The 12920-nt window shown below is 46.3% G+C and carries 12 protein-coding genes; 7 read left to right on the top strand and 5 right to left on the bottom strand.

Translation table 11 applies throughout. The features are described 5' to 3' along the window. Window positions 1–134 precede the first annotated feature (134 nt). Entirely contained in the window at window positions 135–1400 is a 1266-nt protein-coding gene (locus MRS74_RS18250; protein WP_254581711.1) for a CaiB/BaiF CoA transferase family protein, read from the top strand. A 244-nt stretch (window positions 1401–1644) separates the two neighbouring features. Here the strand turns inward: MRS74_RS18250 and MRS74_RS18245 are convergent, their stop codons facing one another. From MRS74_RS18245 to MRS74_RS24255, 3 genes are all read right to left on the bottom strand, one after another. Next, entirely contained in the window at window positions 1645–2307 is a 663-nt protein-coding gene (locus tag MRS74_RS18245; protein WP_254581710.1) for a GntR family transcriptional regulator, read from the bottom strand. 180 nt (window positions 2308–2487) lie between these two features. Further along, window positions 2488–3774: a TRAP transporter large permease gene (locus tag MRS74_RS18240; RefSeq protein ID WP_254581709.1), complete on the bottom strand. Its 1287-nt coding sequence runs from the start codon at window positions 3772–3774 to the stop codon at window positions 2488–2490. Next, window positions 3771–4280 (bottom strand): TRAP transporter small permease, encoded by a 510-nt coding sequence (locus MRS74_RS24255; protein ID WP_368671297.1) that lies wholly within the window; start codon window positions 4278–4280, stop codon window positions 3771–3773. Before MRS74_RS24255 ends, MRS74_RS18240 begins: the two co-directional genes overlap by 4 nt. A gap of 312 nt (window positions 4281–4592) precedes the next feature. On the opposite strand from MRS74_RS24255, the gene MRS74_RS18235 reads away from it, so the two are divergent. From MRS74_RS18235 to MRS74_RS18210, 6 genes are all read left to right on the top strand, one after another. Next, a complete protein-coding gene (locus MRS74_RS18235; RefSeq protein ID WP_254581708.1) occupies window positions 4593–5588 on the top strand; it encodes a C-terminal binding protein in 996 nt (331 codons plus the stop codon). Window positions 5589–5597: 9 nt separating this feature from the next. Then, window positions 5598–6248 (top strand): bifunctional 4-hydroxy-2-oxoglutarate aldolase/2-dehydro-3-deoxy-phosphogluconate aldolase, encoded by a 651-nt coding sequence (locus MRS74_RS18230; RefSeq protein WP_254581707.1) that lies wholly within the window; start codon window positions 5598–5600, stop codon window positions 6246–6248. Window positions 6249–6259: 11 nt separating this feature from the next. Continuing rightward, entirely contained in the window at window positions 6260–6946 is a 687-nt protein-coding gene (locus MRS74_RS18225) for an RraA family protein (protein ID WP_254581706.1), read from the top strand. A 134-nt stretch (window positions 6947–7080) separates the two neighbouring features. Next, window positions 7081–8094, top strand: a complete 1014-nt coding sequence (locus MRS74_RS18220; protein ID WP_254581705.1) for a 2-dehydro-3-deoxygalactonokinase — start codon at window positions 7081–7083, stop codon at window positions 8092–8094. 138 nt (window positions 8095–8232) lie between these two features. Further along, window positions 8233–9228, top strand: a complete 996-nt coding sequence (locus tag MRS74_RS18215) for a TRAP transporter substrate-binding protein (RefSeq protein ID WP_254581704.1) — start codon at window positions 8233–8235, stop codon at window positions 9226–9228. 311 nt (window positions 9229–9539) lie between these two features. Next, window positions 9540–10688 (top strand): mandelate racemase/muconate lactonizing enzyme family protein, encoded by a 1149-nt coding sequence (locus MRS74_RS18210; RefSeq protein ID WP_254581703.1) that lies wholly within the window; start codon window positions 9540–9542, stop codon window positions 10686–10688. Between the two features lie 207 nt (window positions 10689–10895). On the opposite strand, the gene MRS74_RS18205 is transcribed toward MRS74_RS18210, so the two are convergent. After that, window positions 10896–11909 carry a zinc-dependent alcohol dehydrogenase gene (locus MRS74_RS18205; protein WP_254581702.1) on the bottom strand — a complete coding sequence of 338 codons (1014 nt, stop codon included), beginning with the start codon at window positions 11907–11909 and terminating at the stop codon, window positions 10896–10898. A gap of 127 nt (window positions 11910–12036) precedes the next feature. Beyond that, a complete protein-coding gene (locus MRS74_RS18200) occupies window positions 12037–12723 on the bottom strand; it encodes an RraA family protein (protein WP_254581701.1) in 687 nt (228 codons plus the stop codon). Window positions 12724–12920 lie beyond the last annotated feature (197 nt).

The raw sequence follows: 12920 nt of genomic DNA, 5'->3' as shown, positions 1-12920 counted from the left end.
ATACTTACCGAAAAGGCTGCTGCCCGAAAAGGCCGCTGACCGAAAAACCTGAATTAACACCCTGTACGAGGCGGCCTGCGATGGCGGCTGCCTGCGTGCCTGACAGGGCATAGCAACATTGCAAGAGGCGAGTCATGCAGACAATACAAGATAACAGGCCGCTGGCCGGTATCCGGGTGGTGGAATTCGGCCAATTTATAGCAGGCCCGGGGGCAACCCAGATCCTTGCTGATCTTGGCGCCGATGTCATCAAGATTGAAAGCCCCAACGGCGACAACGGTCGTCGCTTCGGGGTCAATGACGCCAGCAAGGGACGCAGCGGCATGTTTATCGCCTATAACCGCGGCAAGCGCTCCATCGCGCTGGATCTGCGTTGCGCCCAAGGTGTTGCCGTTGCCCGCAAGCTCGCGTTGGGAGCGGACGTGGTGGTGCAGAATACCCGCGTCGGTGTGATGGCATCCATAGGGCTGGATGCTGCCACCCTGCGCCAGGAAAAGCCGGCGCTGATCTACGCCTCCATCTCGGGTTTTGGCACCGCCGGCCCCTCCAGCGCAAGACCGGGGCTGGATATCGCCGCCCAGGCCGAAAGCGGCATGATGTCACTGACGGGGGAAGCGGGTGGATCGCCCCTCAAGACCGGTTTTGCCGTGGTGGATGCCGCGACGGCGACGGCGACGGCCAATGCGATTCTGGCGGCACTCTTCCGCCATGCCCGCCGTGGCGAGGGTGCCACGATCGAAACCTCGCTGCTGTCGGTTGCCATCGCGCTGCAGGCACAGATCTGGGCAGAATACGGCTGCTCCCATCGGTTGCCGCAACGGGTCGGCAATGCCCAGCCACTGGTCGCGCCGGCGGCTGACCTGATCGAAGTCAAAGACGGCTACATCGTGCTGTCGGCCTATATGGAGGATCACTGGAAGCGCCTTTGTGCGGCCATTGGCCAGCCGGAATTGGCGACCGATGCGCGCTTTGCCAGCAGTAACCAGCGGGTACAGCACCGTCCTGAGCTGATCGCCATCCTGCATGCCGCTCTCGGAGAACTCGCCGGTGAGGAAGTGCGGGCACGCCTGGAATCTTTCGGCGTCGTCGTCGGCGTAGTGCGCGATTATGCCCAGGTCCAGGCCAGTGCTGATGTGCGTGCCTGCGGCATCTTCAAGTCGGTACTGGACGGCGTCGGTGGCGAGGTTCAGGTGCCCGGGTTGCCGTTCGGTTTTGCCGATACGGTACCGCAACCGGGGCTGGCGCAGGTGCCGGCACTGGGCGAACACGGCCCTGAAATACTGCTGCAGGCCGGCTATGACGAAGCGCAATGCCAGGCACTGACTGACGCGGGGGTGATGGCGGTGCCGACGGCGGAGGCTGCCAGCGCGCCGCCAAAGTCCGCGTCTTGCTCGGCTTAAGTACATCCGATGCCGCGACAGCCTGGTGACAATGCTGGCACTGACGCTTTGGTTGGTGCTGGTTTTTGCCTGAGATACCCAGGCGCGGCGCGGACGAAAAAGTTGCGCGGCTTAAAAAAACGGTATCAGAAGCGCCCGGGAACTAAAAAGCAAAATCGAAGCAACGCTACCCCCAGAAATTATAGGGCTAATTGATGTGTTCGTTCTGGAGGTATCAAAATAGAAACACTTACTCCTTACATCTTTAGATACAAGAAACGTAAGCATCTTTTATATCAAGTATGTGTTTCTTTAGGAGAAGCACAGCCTCATCTATTTTTTTATCATTCAGGAGGTCTACAATTTGAATATGCTGCGAATTGGAATCTTCTGCTTTAGCTTTATTCATAGACATATGGCTTCGCAGCGCGGCAACTTTTGCGGAGATTAGCATGTATGATTCTTTCAGGTGCCTATTTTTACAATAGTCAAAAAATGCTTGGTGAAACTGCGAATCCAACCTTAAGTACTCAACGTAATCTTCACGTACCAAAACTCGACGCATTTTTGTAACAACAATCTCTAACTGGTCTAAGAACTCTATATTCCCATATACATAGGACTCACGAAAAGCAAGGGGTTCAATATATGCCCTAAAGTCGCAAAGCTGGCTAACTTCTTCAGAAGTTGGATAATAAACAAAACTTCCCTTCTGCGGAATAATGTCTACAATTCCCTCTTGTTTCAACCTAAAAAAAGCTTCCCGAACAGGCGTTTTGCTTACACCATATTTATCGGCTAGCTTTATTTCAGAGAGAGCCTTACCTAACTCTAGATTCCCTTCCATTATTTCCGTTCTGAGCTGATCTGTAACTATTTCTGCTAATGATTTCGGTCGTTTTATCTTCTCGACTTTTGAAGTGGTCATGATTCTTATACGCCAATTAAATTCAACTATTAAAAAAAATATGCCAATTTAAGGATAGACTACCCTCATAGAATATCAGATATCACAATGGCGTTCTATAATTTTATTAATTAAAATACAATCAAAATTTACAGAAAATAACAAAACCCCTACTTTAAAATAGGGGCATGTGCGATATTATTAATTTATTAGATTTGGAAGCGCCAGTGAAAAACTTGGGACGAATGTCACAAGCATCAAAACCATCAACATTGAGATTACAAATGGAATTATTCTCTTTGATATAGTTTCAATAGGTGTGTTTGATATCTGACTTGCAACGAATATATTAACGCCTAGAGGGGGCGTACAAAATCCGATAGCAAGATTGACGGTCATGATTACCCCGAAGAGTATAGGATCAACACCTAAAGTCACCATCACAGGTAGAAGTATTGGCGTTAGAATAATTATAGATGAAATAGTTTCCATAAACATACCAACAACGAGCAATAACGCATTAACAAAGAGCAGGATTACAATAGGGTTGTCTGACAGGCTAAGCATAATTTCTGCTAGTTGGCTAGGAATCTGTTCAATAGTGATAATTCGACCGAATGCTGTAGAGAAAACAACAAGGACTAATACAGTTGAAGCAGTAAGGGAGCTTTTTATAAGAATCTCTTTAAAATCGCCAATCTTAATATCTTTATAAATGAACAGCCCGCAGATAGCTGAGTAAAGCACCGCTACAGCACCAGCTTCAGTCGGAGTAAATATTCCACCATAGATTCCTCCGAGAATTATCACTGGGATTAACAGCGCCCAAAAAGACTCCCTAAATGAATAAATAACTTTCTGAGCTGAAAAACTTTCCTTTTTATTTTCATTAAGTAAAAACTTTCTCGACATGACTCTTGCCAAAACCATAAAAATCAACCCAAGAAAAACCCCTGGTACTACACCAGCAAGAAAAAGTTTACCAATTGAGACCTCTGCGGTAACTCCATAAATAATGAAGGGAATGCTAGGCGGTATAAGTACACCAATAATTCCAGCAGAAGCTGTAAGAGCTGCACTAAAATCCTTGGGATACCCTTCTTTTTTCATTTCAGGTATCAGGTTTGATCCAATCGCTGCTACTGTCGCAGGGGCCGATCCCGATATAGCAGCAAAAAACATTGAAGCCAATACGTTTATATATGTGAGTGAGGCCCTAATATGCCCGACTAGAGAAGCAGTAAAACCAATAATTCTCTTTGATAGCCCGCCCTTCTGCATAAGATCGCCAGCCAGAATAAAAAGCGGAACGGCTACAAGTGGAAAGGAGTCGACACCCGTAACAACTGATCTGGAAAGCAGATTTAAAGGAGGGGCACCATCCACAAAAAGAAGAACCGCCATTGAAGCAATTCCGAGACAAAGTGCGATAGGCACCCCAAAAACCAAGAGAAAAGCTAGAACAAAAAATAGGATATAAGTACTCATTTTGAGTTCCCTACCTTAGCCAGATTAGGTTTACTAAAATCGTTTAACAAAATTTTACTATTTTGAAAAATTCGCAAACAACACAACGTGGCTCCTACAGGAGCAGAAGAATATAGATATGATATAGGTAGCTGCAACACTACGGACTTCTGTTTAAGAATGTATGGCATAGTAATCATATCTACGCATTGATAAATCAGTATGGCAAAAAAAACCAGAATCAACATGTTGATGGTTAACTGTATAAATCGCCCGATTTTTTCACTAAATAAATTTTGAAAGAATGAAATACTAATATGCTGCTGCGTTTTAAATCCGTAGCTAATTCCTATCCAGATGAACCAGGCAAAGAGCCAAAGAGTGAGCTCTTCTGTCCAAGAAAATGAGTCTTGTAAAACATAGCGCATGAAAATCTGTAGAAGTATCGATCCAACTATCAGTGATAAAAGTATCGCTATAGCGGCCGCTTCGATATTTCTATCAAACCACCTTAAAAGCAAAATCATACAAACACCCTCTTATTCTTCTTGCGATTACAGAACTATACATCACTAGAATCTTAGATTCAAGACATGAAAACCAAAACAAAAAAGTAATATTTTTACATTAATTATCAATATGTTAAGTTCATTTATGTAAAACATTCGATTTTTTTTCTGCCATCATGTTGCGTTTCAAAGCCCACTTTATTAGCATGAGATCTAAGATATCAGCTGCCAGCAACCTTCCAGGATTGCTCTCTGTAGCACCGTTAAATGCAGGTATTCTGATGAAGCTATCCTTTGTGCGCGGTTGTATTGTTAATTTGCGAGGAAAATATGGAATCTAGTAGCTCCGGTTATAAATTTAAGGTCTACATCAGTGATTACGATTATCCTGATCTAGAAATTGAACGCAGTATTCTTGAGCCAATTGGGGCGCAAGTTATTGGCCTCCAGTGCAAAAGTGGCGAAGGCCTAGGGGACCTTGCTTATGATGCTGACGCTATATTACAGCAGTACGCAAAAATCGACCGTGATACAATTTCTAAATTGAAATCCTGCAAGGTAATTTGTCGTTATGGTATTGGGACCGACATCCTTGACCTGAAAGCTTGTAAAGAATTTGGTGTGGCCGTTAGTAATGTTCCTGATTATTGCCTCGATGAAGTAGCGGACCACTCGATCGCTCTAGGTTTTACTCTTCTTCGAAAAGTACCGATGTATAACACTGCTGCAGCAAGTGGAAATTGGCACTGGAATATCGGCTGTGTGCTTCCGAAGCGCTTTAGAAGTTGTGTTTGGGGACTTGTTGGCTTTGGGCGAATTTCACAAAATATAGCGCGAAAGCTCCAAGCGTTTGGATTTAAGGTCATTACTTTTGATCCCTATGTATCAAAATCTTTAGCTGGAACTTTTGGTGTTGAAAAAGTAACTTTACATGAGCTATTAGAAACAAGTGATGTCGTAAATCTGATGTGTCCTCACACACCAGAAACTGATCGTCTTATAGGGCAAGAAGAACTTCAGTTAATGAAAAATGATTCTATTCTCATAAATGGTGCTCGCGGTAAGCTAATTGATAATAAAGCTTTGTTTGATGCTTTAAGCTCCGGAGGGATTTTCGCGGCCGGATTGGATGATCCCGAGGAAGAACCCGCAAAGTTAGATAATTGGTCTCCTGATCAAAACCCACTTTTTGGTCTTGATAACTGTTTAATCACACCACATGTTGCATACGTATCATCTGAGGCGTTTTCCGAGTGTCGTCGAGTAGCTGCCGAGAATGCGAAAGCAGTATTACTGGGTAACAATCCAATAAATCCTGTTAATTGAGAATTATTTATGAGCTCTGTCGAGAAAGTTATTTCGGACATTGAGAAAAAGAAATTCTTTGCGATATTGAGAGGAATTAAAGCTGACAATGTTCTTCGTGTAACAGAAAATCTAGTTTTAGGTGGCGTAAATTTACTTGAAGTAACATTTCGATCCAAAGATGAGCTAGAAAATACAATAAAATCTATCCGACTTATTCGCGAGGAGTTTGGTGATATTGTCACTGTTGGTGCAGGAACAGTAACAACGTTAACCCAGGTGAATGCGGTCAAGGATGTCGGTGGTGAATTTATTGTTTCGCCAAATACCGACGAAAAGGTTATTGAATTTTCTGTTAGCAGTGGCCTCGTTTCTATTCCTGGGGCTATGACTCCTAGTGAAGTCATGAGGGGTCATAATTCTGGTGCGCATTGTATAAAAATATTCCCCGCTGATAGTATGGGTGCTAAGTATATTTCCACATTAAAAAAAATTTTCCCTACTATAAAACTTGTAGCTACAGGTGGGATATCTCACTTGAATGCTGTTGAATACCTTGAAAGCGGCGCTTTCGCTTTAGGTATAGGTGCCAGCCTGGTTGATTCAAAAATAAATGAAACTTTAGATTTTATCGAAATAAAGAATCGAGCTGAACTACTCATTAACTCTATCGAAAAGTAATAGGTATAAAAATGGAATACAATCGTAAAATTATTAATAATCGTCCATCAATTGATGACAACCTGGTGAAAAAATGTCGTGAAATGGTTGGAGTGATGAGTGCATCTGCAGTTTTTAGCGATGCTCAGAAACGAGACGGGGTTATGGACCATGAAATAAAATTCAGGAGTGTAAATAAGCCATTTATTGGAACAGCACTAACCGTAAAGCTGAGCCCAGGAGATATCGTAGATTGTCTGCCCATCTTCGATATTGCTCAACCAGGGGATGTCGTGGTTATTGATGCTAATGGCACTGCCAATACCTCAATTTGGGGAGGACTTATGTCTGGTCTAGCGAGAGCTGCTGGAGTTGCAGGCGCTGTAATCGACGGTTCAGCTAGGGACACCGATGAGTCTAAGCTACTTGATTTTCCCATCGCGTCCCGTTCTGTGTCACCACGAGCTGCACACTCGGCTGAGTCTGGACGTACCACGCCTATCGAGATTAATGTACCAGTAGTTTGTGGCGGCCAGATCGTGAATCCTGGTGATCTTATCGTTGCCGATGAAATCGGAGTAACTGTCGTCAAATATGAGAATTTGGAGGCAGTTTATGAAGCAGCTATAGAGCTCGCCAGTAATGAAGAGAAAGTCCGAAAAGAAATTCTTTCCGGGGCTACAGTAGCCGAGTTACTTGAGAAATTCGGTCGTATCTAGGTTAGATTTTCATACCGCCTCTTCATTAGTACACAAGGATGTGTCTATTGCGGTTTGCTCATTGACACTTCAGATTATTTTATAGCAAATGAATAATTTATCAGAACCCATTTAATTACCGTACGTATTTTCCTATGAATATAATTACGATTGATACAGGCACAACAAATACACGAGTTTATCTATGGAGAGATGACCTATGCTTAGATCACGAGAAGCGATCTGTTGGAGTTCGAAACACAAGTATTGATGGAAATAATAATAAAATTATTTCTGCCATTGGATCTGCGTATTCTGAATTAATTGATCGAAATAATCTGCATGATTCTGATGTAGATTTAATCCTTGCCTCTGGAATGATCACGTCTAACTTGGGGTTGGTTGATCTTCCGCATCTGGTGGCTCCTGTCGGCCTTGATGAGTTTTCAAAATCGATAACATCTAAAAGGTTTGATCTAATATCCAGATCGAATCCTATATACTTTATTCCTGGCGTGAAAAACATAGATTTTTTTGACTCCGTCAATTTACATCGCAATGACTTTATGCGGGGTGAAGAGGTCGAGGTGATTGGAATGATTCCGCAGATAAGTGTTGATAATCAGACAATTATTGCGCTTCCTGGCTCACACAGCAAATACGTCGAAATCGACCGAAAAGGTCGTATCGTCTCATGTTTTACTACTATGGCCGGTGAGATTCTGGAAGTTGTAACGACTAATACGATTCTATCAAGCTCATTAGAAAAATCATTTTGCTCGGACCTCCGCAAAGAATCTTTATTAAAAGGCTTTCGGATGTCTATGGAATTCGGAGTTTCAAGATCCCTTTTCGCTGTAAGGGCTCTTGATATTCAAGCTGGAGAAGCGATTGAAGAACTTACCAGCTTTTCCTTAGGTGTAGTAATTGCTTCTGATGTACAGGCATTGCTAGGAAAATATGAACAGAGAGACTCTGAGAGCTTTAGTATAGTGGTAGCGGGACATGGTGTTTTCAGTGATGCTCTTTATCTTTGCTTAAAGGATACATTCAAAAACGCTTCAATCAGCAGGCATGTTTATGAGGAAGACAAGCCTCTTTCCGGCACGGGGGCGATTGCTGTGGCAAAAAAATCCGGTTTGATTTCTGGACTCGTTCAGGGGAAATGACAAATTAATTTGTCTCTATGTGAAGAAAAAATTAACATACAATATTAATATAGTTTAAAAGACGATAAAGGAGCACACTAAAAATAGAACCTTGTTTTGTGAACCAAAAATAAATTAATAATTATGGGATTTAACATAATGAAATCTATTAAAAAAGTTATCACCGCCATGGGATGTGCCATGATGGTATCGTCCATGGCTGTTAGCGCTGCTACTACTTTCAGTATCGGTCACGGCGCTAATGAGAATTACCACTTACACAGAGCGCTTGAAAAGTTCAAGGACGAGGTGGGAAGTAAAACAGAAGGTCGGTTCGATATCAATATTTACCCTTCATCCCAGCTTGGTCCTGATCGTGAAATGATTGAAAGTGTACAGTCTGGAGTCTTGCAGATGGCTGTATCTCCATCTTCATTCTATACTTATTGGGATAAAGCTTTTGACGTAATCGAACTGCCGTTCATATATCCTAGCAAAGAAGTAGCACTTAACACAGTGCATGGTCAAGCTGGCGACAAGATGTTAGAACGATTGGCTGACCTTAACCTCGTAGGATTGGGATGGTTTGAAAATGGTGTTAGGCATGTTACGAATAGCAAGCGTCCTATCCACGAACCAAAGGATCTTGATGGAATTAAGATTCGTACGATGAAAGTCCCTGCGCACGTTGAAACGTTCAACACGCTAGGGGCAAATGCGACGCCAATGAACTTTGGCGAAGTGTATTCAGGTCTTCAGCAAGGTGTCATTGACGGGCAAGAAAACCCTATAGCTCATATTTTCTCTCAACGCTTTTTCGAAGTTCAAGATTATATGAGCCTGACCGGGCATGTATTTACATTTTATATCCCGGTTGTTAGTTTGGATTTCTGGAATACGCTTTCAGAGGGCGACCAGGATATTTTCAGAAAAGCTATCAAGACCGCCGAAAGCTATCAGCAAGATCTGATAAATGCGGAAGAGGCTTCACAACTCGATGAAATCAAGAAAGCTGGTGTGAAAGTAAATACTCTTTCCCCTGAGGAACTAAACCTGTTCGTCGAAAATACTGAATCTGTTCGCGAATCCTATCGAGATAAAGTTGGCTCTGATATCTATGATAGCTGGATGACCGCTATTAAAGAAGCGCAATAATCCTGTAGAGCCAAGGGCGGCGTAAGCCGCCCTTTATTTTTATGAGTATTGATGGCGGACGCGTCACTAAAGACCCGCCAGGATTTCATATTTAATTTCGAACACGCAATGTAGCCCCATTTTATTTAGGCGCGAAGAGTTCCACATCTGTTGTGTTAATACGCTGAATACACGAACACCTAAGCCGGAGGCGTAAAAACACTATACGTCATTTCGATTTACCTCAACGTAATTCGATATGTAACAATCGCTATTAAATAAAATTCGCGTAAGCCTAAAGATCAAAAAATTAACTCACGAGGGGATTTTTTATGATTATAAAAGACATCCATATCTATACCATGAAATCTGAACTACCGCAGTCCTTTGCCTTTTCCCAGCAGTGGGTGAAGCGGCGTTCGGCAACCATTGTGCAAGTGGTTACTGAAGACGGTGTCAGCGGGTGGGGAGAAGCGCTATGCGCCGGACTGCTCGAACCCGAGCTCGCTGCATCGGTCATCAAGCATGTTCTGACGCCTCTGCTTATCGGTCGCAATGTGTTCGAGACCGAAGTGCTATGGCATACGCTCTACAATCACACTCGCGACTATGGAAGGAAGGGTGTGGTGATCGCTGCTATTAGCGCGATCGACATCGCCCTGTGGGATCTGAAAGGCAAATATGCCCAACAACCCACCTACGCTCTGTTGGGCGGTGCATTTCGAAGCGAAATCAAGGCATACGCAACGGGCTTTTTCAGAACAAGCCTGGATCGCGACACCGAGGCGCTGGTCGACGAGGCCAAGCGTCATGTAGAAGCGGGATTCAGCAAGATGAAGGTCAAGCTGGGATTCGGCATAGACCATGACGTCCGTGTCATGACCGATATCCGCGATGCAGTTGGCGAGGATATTGAACTAATGGTAGACGTGAACCATGCCTATACGGCCAGCGAAGCAGCGCGTCTGGCGGACGGGCTCAAATCCTTCAAGCTTCGTTGGCTCGAGGAACCGGTTAATCCGGACGACAAGGAAGGGTTTCGCTTGTTGCGCCAGAAGACTCTAATTCCGCTCGCAGCGGGCGAGGCCGAGTTCACAATGTACGGTTTTCGCGAATTGGTTAGCAGCCGCTGCATCGATATAGCGCAACCAGATGTGGCCATGGCGGGCGGGCTGACGGCGATGCAACATATCACCACGCTGGCATTGGCCAATGGCATTCAGGTAAACCCGCATGTCTGGGGAACCGCAATCGGGCAGTATGCCTCGCTCCATGCAATTGCGGCAACGCCTTTGGTTAACCCCACGCTTTGCGCCGAGGGGCCTATATTCGAGTACGACACCTCATCACACCCGTTTCGCTCAGATCTCGTCACCAAGCCGATAGAGCAATGCCAGGGTATTGTGACTCTGCCCCAAGGATATGGGCACGGCTTCAGCATCAATGAGGACTTTTTGCGCGAGAACGCTAGGCGTTACTAACCCGCGCTTGTTGAATCCGATCTCGAACTGGATCAGTAGTCGGACGCAACAGGCCTCTTTGAAAGATTTTTGAGCACTGCCGCCTTCGACTACCGGCCATTAATCTATGCCAATCTAAAAACTGGGTCCGTATGGCACAGCGCACGAACGGGGTCCCAGTATGAGGATGCCTCGCAACTGGGCCCTGACCTGCACTGTCTCGCCTCTTTACTCGGTGCAATCGATAAGGATTTTGACGTCGTTTCTTGCAGGGTCCTGGATAATATTGAATACATCTCCCGCAGCACTCAGCGGTAAGGTCAGGGTAATCAATCGTTGAAGTGGCTCAGCGAGGACCTGAGCCAGTTCGATGCTACGACCGAACTGCTCGCGGGTATAGACTCGAGATCCAATCACGGAAAGCTCCTTGAACGCTATATCCAGCAACGCCACAGGATTCGACTGCTTGTGCATTGAGGCAAGACAGATAGTAGCTCCCGGCCTTGCGATCCGAGTCATATCCAGAGCTGCGACAGGCGCACCAGAGCATTCAAACACTACGTCGGCACCGTCGCCGTCTGTCACCGTCATAACCCACTGATCGAGATCTTCTTTTCCTACGTTGATCGCAGTAAAACCCAGGTCGGCAGCAAGCTTCAGCCGCGCTGGGTCGATATCGGAGATCAGTATCCGTTCAGCTCCAGCATGACGCGCAACGATTGCAGTCAGAAGCCCTATCGGGCCAGCTCCAAGCACAACCACGCGATCGGAGATGCTCATACCGGATTGCTCGACCACTCGTACAGCAACCGCCAGAGGTTCCACCAAAGCAGCGATGCGGTCATCCATATCCTCAGGCACAGGAAAAAGCACATTCTCGGCGACCGCTACATACTCAGTCATGGCGCCCGCGCCATCGATCCCGATCAACCTGAGTTTGGCGCAGACATGCGGCTGGCCCGTGCGGCAAGGATGGCAGTCGCCACAGGAGATCAAAGGATAGGCCACGACACGCTGACCTTTGGCAAAACGACTGGACTCCCCGACAATCTCACCAACGAACTCGTGCCCCATGATCAAGGGGGCGACAGCGCGTGGGTGTGTACCCCCAAAGATGCCGATATCCGTACCGCAAACACCGCATAGTCGCATCTTAAGCATTACCTCACCCGGAGCGGCCTCCGGCTCAGCGACCTCGCGAAGCTCGACGGATTTCGGGCCGGTATAGACAAGTGCTTTCACTTTGACTCTCCAATATCAAATAGATCCGGTGCCACAAGGATGCAGCACAGGAGGATCCCGACGCGGGAGCGCTCCAGACAGGCTCCTCCCTCCAGAGTCACTGACGGGGTTGGTTCTCAGACAGCGTTCATATTCGCCCATACTTGGCCAATAGCTGCTCAACAGTCGCCCCAGAGAGGATATCTTCCCGCACTTTTTCCTCATTGGCGGCTAGTTGTCGGGCTCTTTCGTAGACAACCTCCAAATTATCCTGCGCCACAACGGTTACACCGATCTCATCGGCAACGACCAGGTCTCCCGGATTCACGATTTGCCCCCCGCACACGACGGGCACATTGATCTCGATCGGCGTCGTGCGGCCGGACTCGGCCGAGTGTGCCGAACGCGGCGAAACGGAACGGGAAGCGATGGGAAATTCCAGCAGTTTCGATTCGTCAGTATCCCGCGCCGATCCGTCGATCACCGCACCCGCCACCCCCGCTGCGCGGGCAAGCCCGGACATAAGGCCACCCCAAATTGAGGTATTGGGCGTGCCGTCAGCATCGATCACTATCACATCACCCGGCTGGGCAATATCGAAAATCGGCAGGCAATCGACGATGTCACCGGGCTTCAGCTTCACGGTCAGAGCGGTGCCGATAAACGGCTTATTGATGCTGCGGAACTTGATCTCATGATCCATGACGCCATCCCGTTTCTGGGCATCGCTGAATACCGCCGACACACTCAAGACAGAACTCATTTCACGACAGCGCGCTACCAAATCATTATTCACTGTCGGACGGGGATTGATGATTTTACGATCGTAATTCATTCTTCGCTTCCTATTAATGTTGAATACTTGCGGCGAGCTGCCGCCTCTTTGTGTAATACATTCAGAGTCACAGGTTCATTGATGCACTGCTGAACAGTGCTATCACCTATACCAACCCCTGCTCGCATGATCCTCAGACACATTTTTATGACTGGTATTAACCTGCGGCCAATGATGAAGCGTCCATTCTTCATGTA

It is taken from the genome of Marinobacterium sedimentorum (assembly GCF_024267675.1).
Classification (GTDB): domain Bacteria; phylum Pseudomonadota; class Gammaproteobacteria; order Pseudomonadales; family Balneatricaceae; genus Marinobacterium_A; species Marinobacterium_A sedimentorum.
This window is presented reverse-complemented; position numbering and strand designations above follow the sequence as displayed.

What these genes read in the sequence shown, in the direction of transcription:
- MRS74_RS18250 (WP_254581711.1), top strand. Translation starts at nt 135, where the DNA reads ATGCAGACAATACAAGATAACAGGCCGCTGGCCGGTATCCGGGTGGTG.
- MRS74_RS18245 (WP_254581710.1), bottom strand. Translation starts at nt 2,307, where the DNA reads ATGACCACTTCAAAAGTCGAGAAGATAAAACGACCGAAATCATTAGCA.
- MRS74_RS18240 (WP_254581709.1), bottom strand. Translation starts at nt 3,774, where the DNA reads ATGAGTACTTATATCCTATTTTTTGTTCTAGCTTTTCTCTTGGTTTTT.
- MRS74_RS24255 (WP_368671297.1), bottom strand. Translation starts at nt 4,280, where the DNA reads ATGATTTTGCTTTTAAGGTGGTTTGATAGAAATATCGAAGCGGCCGCT.
- MRS74_RS18235 (WP_254581708.1), top strand. Translation starts at nt 4,593, where the DNA reads ATGGAATCTAGTAGCTCCGGTTATAAATTTAAGGTCTACATCAGTGAT.
- MRS74_RS18230 (WP_254581707.1), top strand. Translation starts at nt 5,598, where the DNA reads ATGAGCTCTGTCGAGAAAGTTATTTCGGACATTGAGAAAAAGAAATTC.
- MRS74_RS18225 (WP_254581706.1), top strand. Translation starts at nt 6,260, where the DNA reads ATGGAATACAATCGTAAAATTATTAATAATCGTCCATCAATTGATGAC.
- MRS74_RS18220 (WP_254581705.1), top strand. Translation starts at nt 7,081, where the DNA reads ATGAATATAATTACGATTGATACAGGCACAACAAATACACGAGTTTAT.
- MRS74_RS18215 (WP_254581704.1), top strand. Translation starts at nt 8,233, where the DNA reads ATGAAATCTATTAAAAAAGTTATCACCGCCATGGGATGTGCCATGATG.
- MRS74_RS18210 (WP_254581703.1), top strand. Translation starts at nt 9,540, where the DNA reads ATGATTATAAAAGACATCCATATCTATACCATGAAATCTGAACTACCG.
- MRS74_RS18200 (WP_254581701.1), bottom strand. Translation starts at nt 12,723, where the DNA reads ATGAATTACGATCGTAAAATCATCAATCCCCGTCCGACAGTGAATAAT.